The sequence below is a fragment of the Sphingomonas sp. CCH5-D11 genome (genome assembly GCF_001557395.1).
Classification (GTDB): domain Bacteria; phylum Pseudomonadota; class Alphaproteobacteria; order Sphingomonadales; family Sphingomonadaceae; genus Sphingomonas.
In genome coordinates, this window is record NZ_LSKH01000214.1 from 19,570 (window position 1) to 36,008 (window position 16,439).

Below are 16,439 nucleotides of genomic sequence, written 5' to 3' on the forward strand. Positions count from 1 at the left end.
CGGATATCAGCCTGCGCCTCGGCCCACTTTATGCGCGGCGGCGACCACTGCGATCAACAGGACGGCGGCATTCACCTGATGCGCAACGGCGACGTTGATCTCGACGCCAGTCAGCAGAGTCGAGATCCCCAGAATGATCTGCAACCCGACAAGCAGGATCACGCTGCCCCATGCGGCAACGGCGCCAAGGCGTCGCGCGGCAACCGCCAGCCAGATCACGGCCAGGGCGGCAACGAATGCGAACCAGCGATGCGCGAACTGCACCACCACCGGATTGTCGACGAGATTGCGCCAGGCCGGATCAACCATCGGCGTGTTCTCGGGGAAGAGGGTCTCGCCCATCAATGGCCAACTACTGAAGGCGTAGCCGGCATTCAGACCCGCGGTGAACGCGCCCAGCACGATCTGAAAACCTAGCAACAACAGCGCTGTAGCGGCCAGGGATGTCAGCCTGGCGGGACGGGAAAGCGGGCTGCGGGCAAGATCGCGCAGATCAAGCGCGGTCCAGACCACGCCGCCCAAGATCACCAACGCGGCCGAAAGATGCACGGCGAGGCGTACGTGGCTGACGTCGGTGCGTACCGACAGACCAGATGCCACCATCCACCAACCGATCGCACCCTGCATTGCGCCCAGTGCGAGTAGCGCTAGCAGGCGCGGCATATACCCTGACGGCACCTGACGTCGGATGGCGAACCATAATAGCGGCAGCGCGAAGGCCAGCCCGATCACCCGGCCGAGCAAGCGGTGCACATATTCCCAGAAGAAGATCGCCTTGAACCCGCTGAGGGTCATGCCCGCGTTAATCTGCTGATACTCGGGAATTTTCTGATAGTTCGCGAACTCAGCCTGCCATTGCGCGTCATTCAGCGGCGGGATGATACCCGTGAGGGGCTTCCATTGCGTAATCGACAGACCCGATTCGGTCAGGCGCGTAATGCCGCCGACGGCTACCATCAACACGATCAGTGCAGCCACTGCGTACAGCCAGCGAGCAAGAGCCAGCGGTCGGGCTGAAACATGAAAGCCGGGACTGGGCTTGAGCATGATGCCCTTTAGGATCGCCGAAGCACGGGGGCAATGGCGCATCATCTCGCCAAAAAATTGCTGGTGTGATGTTGTATCCTCATCATCACGGCGCTATCTGCGGGTCAGATGCTAACCGCTGCTCGCCCTGTACTGTCTTCTCGGCTGGATCGTTTCGCGATCATCGTCTCCGGGCTGTGCGTGGTTCACTGCATCGCCAGCGCTGTATTGCTGGCCATGCTATCGGCCGTCGGAGGGTTGTTCGTGGACCCGCTGGTCCACGAGATCGGCCTTGCCGTGGCGATTGGCTTGGGCGCGTTGGGACTGGGGCGGGGCGCGCTTCAGCACGGGTTTCTTCTCCCGATTGCAGTGGGTTCGCTCGGTCTCGGGATCATGGCCGGTGCCTTGTCGCTTCCGCATGATGCCGGTCTGACGCACGATGGCGAGGCGCTCTGGACGATCATCGGGGTCGCCATTCTAGCCTTTGGTCACGATCTGAACCGCCGCGCTGTCGGCTGACGATCAGCTCTTCCTCGCAAGCTCCGCCGCAAGTGAGGCAGTCGCGCTACCGCGACGCGCCGGTTGTGGCTGATCAGGCGATGGCGCCCAGCCGGTAAGAAAGATGATCTCGAACCGTTCGGCGGTGCGACCGTCCGGATCCGCGGCGTCGGCAAACGCACTTGCGGTTCGTGCCAACGTGTCTCGGCGGAGCGACTGCCGCTCGATTAGGACATTGGTGGCTGCCATTCCTCGAAGATCGTCAAGCAGCTTGCCCAGCCCGCCGTATCTCACGCGCAGCGTCTCTGTATCGGCAACGGGCAAGGCGAAGCCCGCCCTCATCAGCAAGTCGCCGGCGGAGCGCACGTCTATCTGCGGGTGGAACCGAGCTACTGGACGTTCTCCCTCCGCCGTTCGCAGCGCGCCGCGAAGCGTAGAAAGTGACCCGGCACCCAGCAGGGCGCCCAGGAACAAGCCGTCAGGTCGCAGCGCGCGCCTGGCAAGGGCGAGCGACCCCGGAACGTCATTCACCTGGTCAAGCACGCCAGCCGACACCACCAGGTCGAATGACGCGTCGGCAAAGGGCAGACGATCTTCGTCGGCCTGAATGGCGCCGCTCTGGCGGGCGAAGGTATGTCCCGCGTCCATGCGCGCGACTCGCGAGCCCGCCGGCGGAACGTAAGCACCATCAAAGCTGCCGAGATCGAGCACGTCCACGAAGCTACGTTTGACGGTTGCGAGGCGCTCCGAGATGCCGTCGAGCATCGCGGCGCGTACGAAGTCGTGCGCCGAGTAATTCAGGGCTGCCCGGTTGCGGAGGACGCGGCGGGCGGCTCGATCGAAAATTTCTGGTGCGCTCATGCAGGCGGCTTGTGCGCGGATCATGCAGTCGCGACAAGCATCGCGATGCTGTCTGCGCTTCTTCGTCCGGTTGTCGACTTTGCGCTGCCGCCCCGATGCGCGGGATGCGGAGCGATCACGGATAGTGATCATCGGTTTTGCGCAGCCTGCTGGAGTTCGCTTCATTTTCTCGGACCGCCTTGGTGTGCGACTTGCCACTCTCCGTTCGAGTATGATCAGGGCCCCGATGCCCAATGCGGCCCTTGCCTCGCTGCGGCGCCGGTTCACGCCAGCGTAGATGCGGCGGTCGCTTACGGGCCGGTGTCGCGTACCCTTGCGCTCCGCCTCAAATACGGCGGGCGGACATCCTTGGCACGGACCGCCGCCAGTCTCATGATCCGCCACCTGCGCAGTGATGCGCAAGTCCTTGTTCCAGTGCCACTTCACCGCTGGAGAATCTGGAACCGCGGCTTCAACCAAGCCGGGCTGATCGCGACGGCGCTTTCAGAACAAAGTGGTGTTCCCCACGCGAGCGGCACCTTGGTGCGGCGCAGGTCTACGCCCGTGCTGCGCGCAATGAACGGAGCAGCGCGCCGACGCGCCGTTCGCGGCGCATTCTCCGTCGCTTCGGCGGACAAGTGGCGGATCTCGGGGCGACATGTCGTTTTGGTGGACGACATCTATACTAGCGGGGCGACCACGGATGCGTGCGTGCGTGCGCTACGGCGGTCAGGTGCGGCGAGCGTCTCCATACTGTGCTGGGCGCGCGTGATCGATGCCGTGCCAGATTGACAATCGACCTCAGCAACCACACGTCAAGCCGATGGCACAGGTAGAAATCTACACCAAGGCGTGGTGCCCATATTGCGTGCGCGCCAAACACCTTCTCGCGAGCAAGGGCGTGGAGCCGACCGAGTTCGACATCACTCTGGGCGGGGCGAAGCGTGGTGAGATGATTGATCGCGCTGGAGGGCGTACGACTGTCCCGCAGATCTTCATCAATGGTCAGCATGTCGGGGGATCGGATGATCTCGCTGCGCTGGAGCAGGCCGGTAAGCTGGATGCTATGCTCGCTGCCGCACCATGAAGGCTGCGATACTGCAGATGACGAGCGGGATTTCGCCCGCCGCAAATGCAGAAATTCTGGTCACGGCGGTGCGTTCGGCAGCTGAACATGGCGCCGCCATGCTGTTCACGCCGGAAATGTCCGGGCTGCTGGATCGTGATCGTGCGCGTGCGGCGCAGTCGATCGTGCGGGAGGAGAATGACCGCGTCCTTGGCGCGGTGCGCGAGGCGGCGGCAAAGGCGGGGATCTGGGTGCACCTTGGTAGCCTGGCGTTGAAGGGTGACGCTGACCGGCTCGTCAACCGCGGTTTTGTCATTGATGGCGCGGGCAAAATTCGTGCCCATTATGACAAGCTGCATCTCTTCGATGTCGATTTGCCCAACGGCGAAAGCTGGCGTGAGTCCGCGGCCTACGCTGGTGGAGAGGGCGCCGTGGTAGTTGATACGCCACTGGGCGCGTTAGGCCTTTCGATCTGTTACGACTTGCGTTTCCCTGATCTGTTTCGTGCCTTGAGCGATGCCGGCGCGACGATCCTCTCGGTACCGGCTGCCTTCACTAGGCCCACCGGGGCGGCGCATTGGAACATATTGCTCCGTGCTCGAGCGATTGAGTGCGCTGCCTTCGTCATCGCGGCCGCCCAGACGGGCAAGCATGAGGACGGGAGGGAAACCTACGGTCATTCGCTGGCGGTGGACCCCTGGGGAGACGTCCTTGGCGATATGGGCGAGAGTGTCGGCCTCGGCTTTGTGGACGTGAATCCCGCCAAGGTCTTGGACGTCAGGCAGCGTATTCCGGTCATTGCTCATCGCCGCTCCATTCCGGCTGTGACGGTGGTGCCGCAATGATCGTGTTCGATCTTCGTTGTGCGCAAGGTCACGTGTTCGAGGCTTGGTTCGCCTCGTCGAGCGCCTTTGAGGACCAGCGGGAGCACTCGCTCGTACAATGCCCGATCTGTGCTGACACGGCGGTGGAAAAGGCCGTCATGGCGCCGAACGTTGCAGCCAAGGCGAATACCCGCCCATCGGTCACGCCCGAAGTGGTGAAGGCCGCCATGAAAGCGCTGGCGACGGCGCAACAGCAGGCGCTCGAAGGGTCGCGCTGGGTGGGAACGGGCTTTGCTTCGCAAGCACGCGCCATGCACCTCGGGGATCAGGAGCAGGAGCCGATCCACGGCCAGACGACGCTGGAGGAGGCGAAAGCTCTAGCCGATGAAGGTGTCCCGGTCGCTCCGCTCCCGTTTCCGGTGCTGCCGCCCGAGCGGACGAACTGAACTGGTTCGTTCACCAAGCAACTGCGTGCGTCATTGACCCGCCGACACCCGCACCGTAGCTAGGCGGCGTGCCCCCGTAGCTCAGCAGGATAGAGCGACGGTTTCCTAAACCGCAGGTCGTGAGTTCGAATCTCGCCGGGGGCACCAACGGAACAAGATGGCGCTCAAAATGGCGCGGCCATTGGTGCCTTTTGTGGTCTCGAAGCGAAGCAACGATAAAGACGGGCGCCGCAGTTCGGCGCCCGCCCATTACCTGTTCACGCCTTGACGTGTGCCGAGATGTACTTGTTCATCTCGAACATGGTGACCTTGTCCTTGCCGAAGACCTTCTGGAGATTGTCGTCGGCGAGGATTTCGCGCTTGTTCTCGGGATTCTGAAGGTTGTTCGACTTGATATAGTCCCAAACCTTGCTGATCACCTCGCTGCGCGGCAGCTTGTCCGTGCCGACGATCACGCCGAGCTCGGGCGAGGGCTGAACGGGGGCGTGAATGCCGCCGGTCTTGGCCTTGCCCTCCTCAGTCTTGGTCTTCGTAGCCATTGCTGTCCTTCCTGTTGCGCCGGTCATTCGGCATCTCGGAATCACGCCGTTTCGAAAGCGTGACGTCTCTTGTGCGCTGCCCGGTGGCGCTTGTCACCACCCAAGGTCAAGGCCTTGATGGCCGGCGAATTGGCGTGCTGCCGATCGCTGCGCTAATCAGCGCCCGAACAGCCTTAGCGGAGAAGGCATGGAAACGCTCAGTCAAAGCCGCGCCTATGAAGGTATTCAAGGCGTTTATCGGCACCATTCAGCCGTCACCGGGACGGACATGACCTTTTCGGTTTATGTGCCGCCACACGCGCCGGGAGCTCGGTTGCCCGTCTTGTGGTACCTGTCGGGGCTTACCTGCACGCATGCGAACGTAACCGACAAGGGAGAGTATCGCCGCGCCTGTGCTGAACACGGCATCGTGTTCGTCGCGCCGGATACCAGCCCGCGAGGCCCAGGCGTTCCGGATGACGAAAGCTGGGACTTCGGTCAGGGCGCAGGCTTCTATGTCGATGCCACTATAGAACCGTGGGCGGTCAATTTCCGGATGCGCAGCTATATCGAGGATGAGCTTCCTGCATTAATCGCCAGCGAGTTTCCGATGGCTGACCTGACACGACAGGGAATTTCCGGTCACTCTATGGGCGGCCATGGCGCCCTGACGATCGCGCTACGAAATCCCGGCCGGTTCAAGAGCGTGTCAGCATTCGCTCCCATTGTGTCTCCCTTGTCCTGCCCTTGGGGAGAGAAGGCGCTGAGCGGATATTTGGGTCCGGACCGCGCGGCGTGGCGCGCCTATGATGCCTGTGCACTGATCAAGGACGGCGGGCGACTTGACGCGATCCTGATAGATCAGGGCACGGACGATGGGTTTGTGCATGAGCAGTTGAAACCCGAGCTGCTCAAAGACGCGTGCGACGAAGCCGGGATCAGCCTCACATTGAGAATGCAGCCTGGCTACGACCATAGCTATAACTTCATTTCGACTTTCATGAGTGATCACGTCGCTTGGGCGGCTGAGCGCCTCTGAAAAGAACGGGCCCCGAAGGGCCCGCTATAGATCGACCTTTTGCTCCGGCCGGTTGATCCCGGCCGGAGCGGATACGCTTAAAACTTGAAGCCTGCCGCGACGCCGTAGCGCCGCGGTTCCACAGTGAACACGTTCGTGTACAGGCCCGAAGACTGATCCGTGACGAAAAGGCCGGTGATGGCGTCATTGCCGGTCAGATTGCTGACGAATGCCCGGATGTAGAACTTGTCGTCCGGCCCGTTCAGCTGAACCTGGGCATTGACCACCTCATAGCCAGGGATTCGATCGATCGGATTCAGGTTGAAGATCGTGCCATATTGGTCGCCAGTGTAGTTCAGGTCGGCGCGGGGCACGAGGGTGTAGTCCCCGATATCAATCGTGTACTGTGCGCCTACCGACCACTTGAACGTCGGGCTATTCGGCAGGCGATTGCCTTTCACGCTCACCGGATTGCCGTCGAGCAAAACCGAAACGGGCGCGTTGGTGGCGAGCTGTTGCGCTTGCAGGAACTTGCAGGCGCTGAATGCACCGTATGTGCCGTTGGCAAGCAGCGGAACGGTACCGTTCAATCCGAGCAGCGCATTGCTCGCATCCACGAACCCGCGAGACGCAGCCGCATTGCCAGCTGTCGTGGGCAGCACCACGCAATTGTATGCAGCCGCCATGTCCTTGACGATCACGGCGTCGGAGCGGCCGCCGGAAACATCACGTGGATTAGTAAGCAGACGATCCTGCGACACCTCTGTTTTAAGATAGCTGAAGTTCGTGTTGATCACGAACGCCGGCGTCGGGCTGAGGATCGCTTCCGCTTCGACGCCGTAGATATTTGCGCTGATATTGTCGTTGACCGAAGTGCGCGCAACAATGCGGGTAAGCTGCAGGTCCTTGTACTTGTAGTAGAAGCCAGTGACGTTGAGGCGCAGCGCGCCATTGCCAAAGGTGTTCTTGCTGCCGATCTCGAAGGAGTCCACCGTTTCCGGCCGAAACGTGGTCGGCACGGCGAACAGCGGGGACAGAGGCGGATTGATGCCGCCTGATTTATAGCCACGCGCATAAGAGGCATAGATGAGGTTGTCCGGCGTGATCTGGTAATCAAGCACCGCGCGGCCCGTCATGCGCGAGTAACTTACGCGTGCCTCTGCCCACGGCTGCGCCCCCGGGATGGTTGCGTCGAAATCAGCTGCGCCGCTGTCAAAGGCCGGATTGGCATCCGTGGTGCCGATCGGGAGAAGGGCGTTGGCGAAGGTGGTACGCGCACGCACGTATTTCTTGTCGTTGTTGTACCGGGCGCCGAGCGTCAGTTTCAGCTGATCATTGAACTCGAAATATGCTTCGCCAAAGATGCCGTAGGAGTCGAGCTCGAAGCGGTCCGAATTGCTGCGGAAAAATGGTGATGCCAGGAACGAACTGGTCGTGCGACCGGCGCCCGCACCAGAGATCGTGCCAATCAGACCCGACAGATAATCAAGGCCGACGTTGTTAACATAATAGTCGATGTCACGGGCGACGGCGTTCGTATAGATACCGCCGAGGAGGAAGTTGAACGGCCCATCGAAGGAGCTGTCCACATGCACTTCGCCGACCCAGCCCTTCGAGTTAGACCTGGATCGGTCGAAATCGAGGCTCTGAGGGAAGCAGCCGATCGTCTCGCCGCCATATACGCCGACGCCGCTGGGGCCGCCGTCGGATTGGCAGATGCCGCCCTGCGGCCCGTTGGGGATCAGTGCATTGCGCAGTCCGGCGAACAGCGGATTGTACAGCGGCGATGCAGGATTGCCGACCGCCTCCAGCGTGGCAAAACCGGGAGCATTCGCGCCCAGACCGTTCACGGCGAGGTTATAGTCAGAGGTGGCGTTCAGCTTGCTGCGCGAGTGACCGGCCGTCAGGCTCACCGCGATGTTGCCGAAATTGTGATACGCCTTGAGCGTGTAGATCTGGTCCTCGGTCTTCCAGGTCGGCAGATAATCCGCTGTGACCGTGCGCAAGTCGCGCGGGTTCACAGCATTGGCAAAGGCATCCGGCGTGGCAGGTATGCCCGGGCTGCCGATGCTGCCCAGACCAAAGGGCGCCAGCATCGGCCGGGTGGCGGCCAGCGTGGCGAGGAAGGTCGGAACATAGGCCGGGTTGCTCGTCGACAACGCCACAGAGGCGTCTGCAAGGAACAGCGGAAGTCCCTGGATCGATTCCGTGGCGCCGCCAAGGGTCGCATTGGCGTTCGGGGTGCCGAAGTCTCGGCGGGTGGGAAGACAGCCGAGAATGCCGGTAGGATCACGATCGCACAATTGCTTCTGCAGGCGCGAGCGATCGTCGTCCTCTCGGCTGTAGTATGCAATGAGGTCTACGCGAGTGTCCGGTGACGGCTCCCAGGACAATGTGCCGCGGAGCGAATACATGTCCCGGCCATCGAAGCTGGTGTTGGTATAGGTATTCTTGATGTATCCGTCGCGGTTGAGATAGTAACCGGCAACGCGAACGCCGATCGTCTCTGTTAGCGGAAGATTGATCATGCCCTTAACGCGCTTCGAATCGTAGTTGCCGTATTCGAACTCGCCCGCGGCGTGGAAGCCGGAAAGATCAGGTTTTGCAGTGATGATGTTCACGACACCGGAAGTCGCATTGCGCCCGAACAGGGTGCCCTGCGGGCCACGCAGGACCTCGATTCGCTCGATATCGTAGAATTCGCCTTCCAGAATACGTCCGCCGACCGGCTGTTCGTTCAGTGCAATGCCTGTTGCGGAGTCGCAGGTCACGCCAACGCAAAGGTCGCCGATGCCTCGGATGGTGAAGGTATTCGTGGCGAACTGGCCTTTGGTGAAGGTTACGTTCGGCAGAGTCTGCTGCAAAGCAAGCGGATTGACGATCTGCTGCTTTTCAAGGTTCTCGGCGGTAAACGCCGACACGGCGATCGGCACGTCCTGAAGCCGCTGCGACTGGCGCTGGGCCGTGATGACGATGTCGGCGTAACTTCCAGCGCTGGACTGAGGCTCTGAAGTGCGAACCTCTTGGCCGGGGCCATTAGTCGGCGCGGTATCCTGAGCCGAGGTTGTGGCTCCGGTTTGCGCATGTGCTGGCGTTGTGGCCACGATCACGATAGCGGAAGCAGCAAGCAAATAGGATTTTCTCATCGATCTCCCCTCCTGGGACCCATGCCCGCTCTATGGCGGTGTCACGGTGTTTGATGGTCCGGTATGGAAGTTAGCGTCAGAAAATTTCGTTCGTCAAACACATTTCGAAAGGATTTAATTGCCAGGCGCGCAGTTGTGTCTGAAATGGAACAGTAGCTGAGTTAAACCTATGCTTCGATGCAGCATCGGTTTCGCCGCAATGCACAAAGGTTGGTCGTAGATGATTTCAGAAAGCTCTCCGGAGGATGGCGATATTGTTTCCGAGGACGGGAAGATCGCGGTTCCAGATCATGTTGCAGATGCGATACAAACGCTGATCCGCTGGGCCGGAGATGATCCCTCTCGCGAGGGGCTGATCGATACGCCACGACGGGTGGCGCGTGCCTGGAAGGAGTATTGCGCCGGCTATTCGGAGGATCCGTCACACCACCTCTCGCGAATCTTTGAAGAGGTGGGTGGTTATGACGAGATTGTTCTTTTGAAAGATATTCCGTTTCAATCGCACTGCGAACATCACATGGCGCCCATTATCGGCCGCGCGCACATCGCGTATCTGCCGAAAAATCACGTGGTTGGCATCTCGAAGCTGGCGCGAGTGCTTCATGCCTTCGCCCGTCGTTTGCAGGTGCAGGAGAGACTTACCGCAGAGGTAGCGGACTGCATCTGGAACGGACTGAAGCCGCAGGGGGTCGCGGTCGTCATCGAGGCGAGCCATGCCTGCATGACGGCGCGCGGGGTGCGGACGCCTGGCGTGTCGATGGTCACCAGTCGGATGATGGGGGTATTCCGCGATGACGAGCGCAGTCGCAAGGAAGTGCTCGCGCTGATGGGCATGCAAGGGCGCGCATGACGCGCAATGTTCTGATTACGGGGGGAGCGAAACGGCTGGGTGCGGCCATCGTTCGCGCCTGTGCGGGCGCGGATTGGCGCGTGCTGGTTCACTATGGATCATCGTCGGCCGCAGCAGGCGCGCTTGGCGAAGAATTGGATGGTGCCGTGGTTCAGGGCGATCTGGCGGACACGGCACGTCTAACCGATCTGTTCGAGCGGGCACGCGCCGTGGCCGGCGGACCGATTCACGCGCTTATCAATAGCGCCTCACAGTTCGAGGAAGATCGCCCCGAGGCGATTGATCCGAGGCTGGCGTCGCGGCTCTACGCGGTCAATTGTATCGCACCGGCCGTGCTCACCGCTGCGCTCGCGGCGCAACCGGATCTCGAGGCTGGCGCCGTGGTAAATTTGTTGGACCAGAAGCTCCAAAATCCGAATCCGGACTTCTTCTCCTATTCACTGAGCAAATATGCACTTTCCGGTGCGACGGACATGATGGCGATGGCCTTCGCACCGCGAATTCGCGTCAATGCCATTGCTCCCGGCCTGACGCTGCCGAGCGGCGATCAAAGCGCGGACGAGTTCGACCGTGTCGCGCGCGAAAACTTGCTGCGTCGGCCCGTTGGCGCGGACCAGGTTGCGGCGGCCGTCGTTTACCTTCTGGACGCGACCAGTGTGACCGGGCAGACGCTTTATGTCGACAGCGGCCAGCGCTTCCTGAAGCGGCAGGGTGATGTGATGTTCGAAGGTAGGGAGCGGATTGCACCGGGTGGCTGAATACTCGATCATTCTGGACCAGTTCGACGTAGCGATGCGCCTTGGCATCCATCCACATGAGGCAGAGCCGCAGCGCGTACGCCTCTCCGTCGAGATGACTGTGGCTTACGCGGCAGCGCCCTCCGCTGACGCGATTTCTGAAGTGCTCGACTATGATTTCTTGCGGGACGGCATCCATCAGCTGGCGTCCGGCCCAGGGTTTGCGCTGCAGGAGACACTGGTGGAAGCGGTAGCTGACCTGTGTCTTGCTGACAGCCGCGTGCTGGCGGTCAGAGTTCGTTCGATGAAGCTGGACGTCTATCCGGATGCTCGCGTCGGCTGCGAGATCATCCGCCGGCGCTGAAGGTCCAAGTCACTTGGCACTACAAGGTAGCCACACCTGAGCTTCAGCCTGGTGCCGCCGCCAAGCTCAACAGGAGCGAGGCAGCGGCAACACGGGATCAGGCGGCAGCAAACGGGTTCACTACTGCGCGCGGTTCGCGGCACTCAGGACCGCCCGGACGCTCGCGGTTGCGATATCGGTATCGATCCCGACACCCCAGATGGTCTGTCCGTCCACGGTGCGGCACTCGATATAGGCGGCGGCCTGCGCTCCGGCGCCGTGCCCAATGGCATGTTCGGCATAATCGACCACGTCGAGCGCGGGGCCCGTCGATTCGGTAAGAGCGGCGATCACACCGGAGATGAGGCCATTGCCACGTCCAGAAAGCGACCGTTCCTCCCCATCAATTGCGATGCGACCAATAAACAGTCGATCGCCTGCGGTGCCGGTCTCCTCATAGTCGCGTAGAACGAAACGGTCACGATCACCCGGAAGATAGGTCCGCTCGAACGCTCCCCAAATGTCCGCTGCGTTCAACTCCCGGCTGGTTTCGTCCGCCAGCGCCTGAACGTGTCGGCTGAAGTCGGCCTGCAGCCGCTTCGGCAGCTTCAGGCCCTTGTCCTGCTCGATCACCCACGCAACGCCGCCCTTGCCCGATTGAGAGTTGACCCGGATCACAGCCTCGTAGCTGCGACCGAGGTCGGCGGGATCAATCGGAAGATAAGGCACTTCCCAATAATCGTCGTTGCGGGAGGCTTGTGCGGCAAACCCTTTCTTGATGGCGTCCTGATGGCTGCCTGAAAAGGCGGTGAATACGAGATCGCCGGCATAGGGCGTGCGGGGGTGCACCGGAATGTTGGTGGCGTATTCCACCGTCTTGACGATGCCGTCGATGTCCGAAAGATCCAGCCCCGGATCAATGCCTTGTGTGTACATGTTGAGGGCAACAGTCACGAGATCGCAATTGCCGGTACGCTCGCCATTGCCCAGCAGGCAACCTTCCACCCGGTCAGCGCCGGCCATCAGCCCAAGCTCGGCCGCAGCGACACCGGTGCCACGATCATTGTGAGTGTGAAGGCTGATCACCACCGCTTCCCGGTTCGGAATGTGGCGCCCGAAATACTCGATCTGGTCCGCATAGATATTCGGCGTCGCGCATTCGACCGTCGCCGGCAGGTTCAGGATCAGCGGCCGTTCTGCCGTTGGGCGGAGAACGTCCATCACCGCTGCGCAAACCTCGATGCTGAAATCCACCTCGGCGGTCGAAAAAGTCTCCGGACTATATTCGAAATGCCATTCGGTGTTCGGACGCTTCGCCGCCTCGTCGCGCAAAACCTTCGCACCCTCGACCGCGATCGACTTCACTTCCTCGCGGCTCATACCGAAGACGATCCGGCGCCATGCCGGGCTTACCGCGTTGTAGAGGTGAACGATGGCGGCATGTGCCCCGTCCAGGCTGCGGAAACTGCTTTCGATCAAGTCGCGCCGGGATTGCGTCAGCACCTGCACAAGCACGTCTTCCGGCACACGATCATCGGCGATCAGTCCGGCGATGAAATCGAACTCGGTCTGGCCCGCGGAAGGGAACCCAACTTCGATCTCCTTCAGCCCGACCTTGACCAGCAGGTCGAAGAAGCGGGTCTTCTTTTCGGCATCCATCGGATCGATGAGTGCCTGATTGCCGTCACGCATGTCGGTCGACAGCCAGCGGGGTGCGCGGGTGATCGTCTTCGACGGCCACTGCCGATCTGGCATGTCGATGATGGGGAAGGGACGGTATTTGGTCGATGGATCGCGCAGCATGATGGGCTCGCTCTGCTGATGGGGCTTTCAGGTCGTTCTAGCTGGCCCTTAGGCGGATCGCGGTGCCCAGAGGCACGCGTCGGTATTCGCGCCTAAGGGCGCGTAAGTCGAAGAAGAAGGCCGCTCGCCCGGATCATCTCGCGTTGGTTGCCCGATCACGGCAGCGAAGTCCAGCGGCAAAGAAATTTGACGCTTTCGTAACGATTTGCGCCGCAATGCCAGAATGTCGGAAGGCAAGCAGGAAGGGACCTTGGCGTGCGACAGCTCCTCTATATCAGCACGGCGACCCCTGGTGCCGTGATCGACATCACCGGCATCCTTTCCAGCTCTCTGCGCAACAATCGTCGGGACGGCGTAACCGGCCTGCTGTGGACGGATGAGCGCCGCTTCCTTCAGGTGCTGGAAGGGGCGGACGATGCCGTTCAGGCGGTTCTGAATCGGATCAAGATCGATGCGCGTCACCGCGGTATCGTCGTGCTTCAGGATCGCACGATCGCGGTGCGCGAATTCGGCGCTTGGGAGATGGCGAGACGCGGCCCCGGTGACACTGCCGACGCATTCGATGTTCGCATGCGTCAGTATCTTGCCGGAGCCTCGCCGTCGGTACGCGGCACGTTCGAAGGGCTGATCGCTGCCCGACGCGCCGCGTGACGATTACTTCTGGAAGGCGGCGGTGATCTTCAGCTTTACCTCGTCAGACACCATCGGAATGCCGTAGCCGATGTTGAACTCGCTGCGACGGATGACGCCCGTCGCCGTAAAGCCGACATTCTCCTTGCCGCCCATCTGCGCTGGCATCTTGCCCGCACCGTAAAAGCTGGCGTCCAGCGTGACCGGCCGGGTCACGCCATTCAGCGTCAAATTGCCCTGAATGCGCGCATTCTCTCCGCTTGGCGTCACCTGCGTCGAAACAAAACGCGCCGGGGCTGGCGCTGCGCCGAAGAAATCAGCCTGCTTGCCCGCGTCGGCCGGCTTCAGCAGATGCTTCGTCAGGCCGGCGCTTGCAGTAGTTACTTCTGCCACCGGGATCGTCACGTCCACCTTGGCGGCAGCGGGGCTCTTGGGATCAAGGGTCAGGGTGCCCGTGACGTTGCCGAACAGGCCGAAGTACGGCGAGAAGCCGAGGTGATCGACGGTCCACTCAACCAAGGTGTGGCCAGCATCTGCCGTATAGGTTCCACCGCTGATGGCCGCGACGTTCTTCGTTCCGGGAGCGCTGCTGGGTGCCTGCTGGGCAACGACGGCGCCAGTTAGAAGAGCGGAGAGAAGGAAGGCGTGTGCGATGCGCATGATAAAGGCTCCCGAACCGTTTCGCGTTTGAAACCACAACGCGCTGCGGCGGGAAAGCTCCTCACGCAAAACAACTCGTTTCGATTATTTTTCGATCCCGACCGTCAGATCAAAAGTGATCCGCACCCAGACGCCGATCATCGGCTTTCCGTTCGTGCGCGGCGGGCGGACCAGAAACTGCCAGGAGGCGCGCCGTAGACCGCGGGCGATGCCGGAACCGGGCGTCTCCCCCATTTCACGGCAATCCTCAACACGATTGCGCTCCGCTGTGCGGCAGGCGATGATTCCCCATCCGCTCTCTCGACGCGGCGGCATGTAGGTCACGAGTTCCGCGCGTGTGGGCTCGCGCACCCATTCGGCCGCGTACAGCGTCTCCCCGCCCGGTGCTGCGCCCGGCATCCCCTGGCTGCCGCCGCCGGCCATGGCGGACGAACCGCCGCCGGTGTCGCCAACCGCAGGCGGCGCCGACGCGATACGGCCGATGTCTGATCCGGCGAATTCCGCACGCGAGAGATTGATCACGCCGGGAAGCTGGATTGGCGCTGGCGGCAGCGGTGGAGCAGGGGGCGGCGCGTGCGTCGGTGCCTCCGCGCGCTGCTGCTGTTCGCGCGGCCGCGTTTCGCTACGCTGCTCGCTCCGCTCGGCTGTTGGTCCCGCTCCGCGAACGTCAAATGTCGCGAGTGAGCGACCGTCGCCGGGGCTAAAAGACGGCAGGCCCCCCATCCGGATCAAGACCCAGATGAGCAATCCGACGATCACCAGTGCCAGGGCGATTGACGTCGCGCGACTTCGCCAGGAGGGACGCGCCCGGTACGTCGCGTAGGGGGAAGACGCCGCCCGCATCGTCGCGACGCCTAGTCGCTAACGCCGGCGGGAACAATGCGGCGAGAGATCTTCAGAACGGGTAATTTTTTTGTCTTCGCGGAGCTTTGCGGTCGAGGATCGCGAGCCGGCAGGGGTGATGTGGCGCGCATCGGCAGCCACAACACTCCCGTTTGCCCTTGCGTCAGTTCTTGGCCTTGTCGACCAGCTTGTTGGCGCCGATCCACGGCATCATCGCACGCAGGTTGCTGCCGACCTGCTCGATCGGATGCGCCGCGGCGGCCTTGCGCGCCGCCTTCAGCTCGGGCTGGCCGGCGCGGTTGTCGAGCACGAAGTTCTTGACGAAGCGGCCCGACTGAATGTCGGCGAGGACACGCTTCATCTCTTTCTTGGTCTCGTCGGTGATGATCCGCGGGCCGGTGGTGATGTCGCCGTATTCGGCCGTGTTGCTGATCGAATAGCGCATGTTGGCGATGCCGCCCTCATACAGCAGATCAACGATCAGCTTGGTTTCGTGCAGGCATTCAAAGTAGGCCATCTCGGGGGCGTAGCCCGCCTCGACCAGCGTCTCGAACCCGGCCTGGATGAGGTGAGTGATGCCGCCGCACAGCACGGCCTGCTCGCCGAACAGGTCGGTCTCGCACTCTTCCTTGAAGTTCGTCTCGATGATGCCCGAGCGCCCCCCGCCGACGCCGGAAGCATATGCAAGCGCGATATCGTGTGCGTTGCCGCTGGCATCCTGGTGAACGGCGATAAGGCAAGGGACGCCGCCACCCTTGGTATATTCGCTGCGCACGGTGTGGCCTGGGCCCTTGGGCGCGATCATGATCACGTCGAGATCTGCCGGCGCTTCGATCAGACCGAAGTGGACGTTCAGGCCATGGGCGAAGGCGAGCGCGCTGCCCGGCTTCATGTTGCCCTTCAAGTCATTTTCCCAGATTGCCGCCTGATGCTCGTCCGGCGCCAGGATCATCAGGATGTCCGCCCAGCCAGCGGCTTCCTTGTTCGATAGCACCTTGAAGCCGGCTTCCTCGGCCTTCTTCGCCGTGGCGGAACCTTCGCGAAGGGCGATCGCAACGTCTTTCACGCCGCTATCGCGCAGGTTCTGGGCATGGGCATGGCCCTGGCTGCCGTAACCGACAATCGCGATCTTCTTGGTCGTCAGCAGGTTCAGATCGGCGTCACGATCGTAATAGACACGCATTATAGTAC

Annotated in this window: 18 protein-coding genes and 1 tRNA gene; 11 read left to right on the forward strand and 8 right to left on the reverse strand. The window is 61.8% G+C overall.

Translation table 11 applies throughout. The features are described from left to right. Positions 1-6: 6 nt before the first annotated feature. Complete coding sequence (locus AX702_RS13310; protein ID WP_066780477.1) at positions 7-1,047, reverse strand: COX15/CtaA family protein; 1,041 nt, start codon at positions 1,045-1,047, stop codon at positions 7-9. Positions 1,048-1,155: 108 nt separating this feature from the next. On the opposite strand from AX702_RS13310, the gene AX702_RS13315 reads away from it, so the two are divergent. Further along, positions 1,156-1,545 carry a MerC domain-containing protein gene (locus tag AX702_RS13315; RefSeq protein ID WP_066780317.1) on the forward strand — a complete coding sequence of 130 codons (390 nt, stop codon included), beginning with the start codon at positions 1,156-1,158 and terminating at the stop codon, positions 1,543-1,545. A gap of 3 nt (positions 1,546-1,548) precedes the next feature. On the opposite strand, the gene AX702_RS13320 is transcribed toward AX702_RS13315, so the two are convergent. After that, positions 1,549-2,385, reverse strand: coding sequence for a class I SAM-dependent methyltransferase (locus AX702_RS13320; RefSeq protein ID WP_197420604.1), 837 nt, complete (start codon positions 2,383-2,385; stop codon positions 1,549-1,551). Positions 2,386-2,430: 45 nt separating this feature from the next. Between AX702_RS13320 and AX702_RS21670 the strand changes: the two genes are divergently transcribed. The 5 genes from AX702_RS21670 (at position 2,431) to AX702_RS13340 (ending at position 4,847) form a co-directional block, all read left to right on the forward strand. After that, a complete protein-coding gene (locus AX702_RS21670; RefSeq protein WP_082746258.1) occupies positions 2,431-3,156 on the forward strand; it encodes a ComF family protein in 726 nt (241 codons plus the stop codon). Positions 3,157-3,187: 31 nt separating this feature from the next. Further along, positions 3,188-3,451, forward strand: a complete 264-nt coding sequence (gene grxC, locus AX702_RS13325) for a glutaredoxin 3 (RefSeq protein WP_066780320.1) — start codon at positions 3,188-3,190, stop codon at positions 3,449-3,451. Beyond that, entirely contained in the window at positions 3,448-4,275 is an 828-nt protein-coding gene (locus tag AX702_RS13330; protein WP_066780322.1) for a carbon-nitrogen hydrolase family protein, read from the forward strand. Before grxC ends, AX702_RS13330 begins: the two co-directional genes overlap by 4 nt. Beyond that, the gene (locus AX702_RS13335; protein WP_066780328.1) at positions 4,272-4,700 is read left to right on the forward strand and encodes a DUF1178 family protein; all 429 of its coding nucleotides are present in this window, start codon (positions 4,272-4,274) and stop codon (positions 4,698-4,700) included. Before AX702_RS13330 ends, AX702_RS13335 begins: the two co-directional genes overlap by 4 nt. Before the next feature lie 70 nt (positions 4,701-4,770). Beyond that, positions 4,771-4,847, forward strand: a tRNA-Arg gene (locus AX702_RS13340). Positions 4,848-4,957: 110 nt separating this feature from the next. On the opposite strand, the gene AX702_RS13345 is transcribed toward AX702_RS13340, so the two are convergent. Next, complete coding sequence (locus tag AX702_RS13345; RefSeq protein ID WP_066780329.1) at positions 4,958-5,239, reverse strand: SWIB/MDM2 domain-containing protein; 282 nt, start codon at positions 5,237-5,239, stop codon at positions 4,958-4,960. Positions 5,240-5,426: 187 nt separating this feature from the next. On the opposite strand from AX702_RS13345, the gene fghA reads away from it, so the two are divergent. Beyond that, positions 5,427-6,257 carry an S-formylglutathione hydrolase gene (fghA, locus tag AX702_RS13350; protein ID WP_066780330.1) on the forward strand — a complete coding sequence of 277 codons (831 nt, stop codon included), beginning with the start codon at positions 5,427-5,429 and terminating at the stop codon, positions 6,255-6,257. A 77-nt stretch (positions 6,258-6,334) separates the two neighbouring features. Here the strand turns inward: fghA and AX702_RS13355 are convergent, their stop codons facing one another. Then, on the reverse strand, positions 6,335-9,382 hold the full coding sequence (locus AX702_RS13355; RefSeq protein ID WP_066780331.1) for a TonB-dependent receptor: 3,048 nt from the start codon (positions 9,380-9,382) through the stop codon (positions 6,335-6,337). Positions 9,383-9,602: 220 nt separating this feature from the next. Here AX702_RS13355 and folE point away from each other — a divergent pair, with 220 nt between their 5' ends. Genes folE through AX702_RS13370 form a run of 3 tightly spaced genes read left to right on the forward strand, consistent with a single transcriptional unit; the run spans position 9,603 to position 11,333 of the window. After that, on the forward strand, positions 9,603-10,232 hold the full coding sequence (folE, locus tag AX702_RS13360) for a GTP cyclohydrolase I FolE (RefSeq protein ID WP_066780332.1): 630 nt from the start codon (positions 9,603-9,605) through the stop codon (positions 10,230-10,232). After that, positions 10,229-10,990 carry an SDR family oxidoreductase gene (locus tag AX702_RS13365; protein ID WP_066780334.1) on the forward strand — a complete coding sequence of 254 codons (762 nt, stop codon included), beginning with the start codon at positions 10,229-10,231 and terminating at the stop codon, positions 10,988-10,990. Before folE ends, AX702_RS13365 begins: the two co-directional genes overlap by 4 nt. Then, complete coding sequence (locus AX702_RS13370; protein ID WP_066780336.1) at positions 10,983-11,333, forward strand: dihydroneopterin aldolase; 351 nt, start codon at positions 10,983-10,985, stop codon at positions 11,331-11,333. Before AX702_RS13365 ends, AX702_RS13370 begins: the two co-directional genes overlap by 8 nt. 120 nt (positions 11,334-11,453) lie before the next feature. Here AX702_RS13370 and leuA read toward each other — a convergent pair whose 3' ends face one another. Next, complete coding sequence (gene leuA, locus AX702_RS13375; RefSeq protein WP_066780338.1) at positions 11,454-13,115, reverse strand: 2-isopropylmalate synthase; 1,662 nt, start codon at positions 13,113-13,115, stop codon at positions 11,454-11,456. Between the two features lie 255 nt (positions 13,116-13,370). On the opposite strand from leuA, the gene AX702_RS13380 reads away from it, so the two are divergent. Further along, positions 13,371-13,766, forward strand: a complete 396-nt coding sequence (locus AX702_RS13380; protein ID WP_066780340.1) for a BLUF domain-containing protein — start codon at positions 13,371-13,373, stop codon at positions 13,764-13,766. 3 nt (positions 13,767-13,769) lie between these two features. On the opposite strand, the gene AX702_RS13385 is transcribed toward AX702_RS13380, so the two are convergent. The 3 genes from AX702_RS13385 to ilvC form a co-directional block, all read right to left on the reverse strand. Beyond that, positions 13,770-14,405, reverse strand: a complete 636-nt coding sequence (locus AX702_RS13385) for a YceI family protein (RefSeq protein ID WP_066780342.1) — start codon at positions 14,403-14,405, stop codon at positions 13,770-13,772. Positions 14,406-14,489: 84 nt separating this feature from the next. Beyond that, positions 14,490-15,248 (reverse strand): hypothetical protein, encoded by a 759-nt coding sequence (locus AX702_RS21675; protein ID WP_082746253.1) that lies wholly within the window; start codon positions 15,246-15,248, stop codon positions 14,490-14,492. A gap of 163 nt (positions 15,249-15,411) precedes the next feature. Further along, complete coding sequence (gene ilvC, locus AX702_RS13395) at positions 15,412-16,431, reverse strand: ketol-acid reductoisomerase (protein WP_066780345.1); 1,020 nt, start codon at positions 16,429-16,431, stop codon at positions 15,412-15,414. Between the last annotated feature and the right edge of the window lie 8 nt (positions 16,432-16,439).

What these genes read in the sequence shown, in the direction of transcription:
- AX702_RS13310 (WP_066780477.1), bottom strand. Translation starts at nt 1,047, where the DNA reads ATGCTCAAGCCCAGTCCCGGCTTTCATGTTTCAGCCCGACCGCTGGCT.
- AX702_RS13315 (WP_066780317.1), top strand. Translation starts at nt 1,156, where the DNA reads ATGCTAACCGCTGCTCGCCCTGTACTGTCTTCTCGGCTGGATCGTTTC.
- AX702_RS13320 (WP_197420604.1), bottom strand. Translation starts at nt 2,385, where the DNA reads ATGAGCGCACCAGAAATTTTCGATCGAGCCGCCCGCCGCGTCCTCCGC.
- AX702_RS21670 (WP_082746258.1), top strand. Translation starts at nt 2,431, where the DNA reads ATGCTGTCTGCGCTTCTTCGTCCGGTTGTCGACTTTGCGCTGCCGCCC.
- grxC (WP_066780320.1), top strand. Translation starts at nt 3,188, where the DNA reads ATGGCACAGGTAGAAATCTACACCAAGGCGTGGTGCCCATATTGCGTG.
- AX702_RS13330 (WP_066780322.1), top strand. Translation starts at nt 3,448, where the DNA reads ATGAAGGCTGCGATACTGCAGATGACGAGCGGGATTTCGCCCGCCGCA.
- AX702_RS13335 (WP_066780328.1), top strand. Translation starts at nt 4,272, where the DNA reads ATGATCGTGTTCGATCTTCGTTGTGCGCAAGGTCACGTGTTCGAGGCT.
- AX702_RS13345 (WP_066780329.1), bottom strand. Translation starts at nt 5,239, where the DNA reads ATGGCTACGAAGACCAAGACTGAGGAGGGCAAGGCCAAGACCGGCGGC.
- fghA (WP_066780330.1), top strand. Translation starts at nt 5,427, where the DNA reads ATGGAAACGCTCAGTCAAAGCCGCGCCTATGAAGGTATTCAAGGCGTT.
- AX702_RS13355 (WP_066780331.1), bottom strand. Translation starts at nt 9,382, where the DNA reads ATGAGAAAATCCTATTTGCTTGCTGCTTCCGCTATCGTGATCGTGGCC.
- folE (WP_066780332.1), top strand. Translation starts at nt 9,603, where the DNA reads ATGATTTCAGAAAGCTCTCCGGAGGATGGCGATATTGTTTCCGAGGAC.
- AX702_RS13365 (WP_066780334.1), top strand. Translation starts at nt 10,229, where the DNA reads ATGACGCGCAATGTTCTGATTACGGGGGGAGCGAAACGGCTGGGTGCG.
- leuA (WP_066780338.1), bottom strand. Translation starts at nt 13,115, where the DNA reads ATGCTGCGCGATCCATCGACCAAATACCGTCCCTTCCCCATCATCGAC.
- AX702_RS13385 (WP_066780342.1), bottom strand. Translation starts at nt 14,405, where the DNA reads ATGCGCATCGCACACGCCTTCCTTCTCTCCGCTCTTCTAACTGGCGCC.
- AX702_RS21675 (WP_082746253.1), bottom strand. Translation starts at nt 15,248, where the DNA reads ATGCGGGCGGCGTCTTCCCCCTACGCGACGTACCGGGCGCGTCCCTCC.
- ilvC (WP_066780345.1), bottom strand. Translation starts at nt 16,431, where the DNA reads ATGCGTGTCTATTACGATCGTGACGCCGATCTGAACCTGCTGACGACC.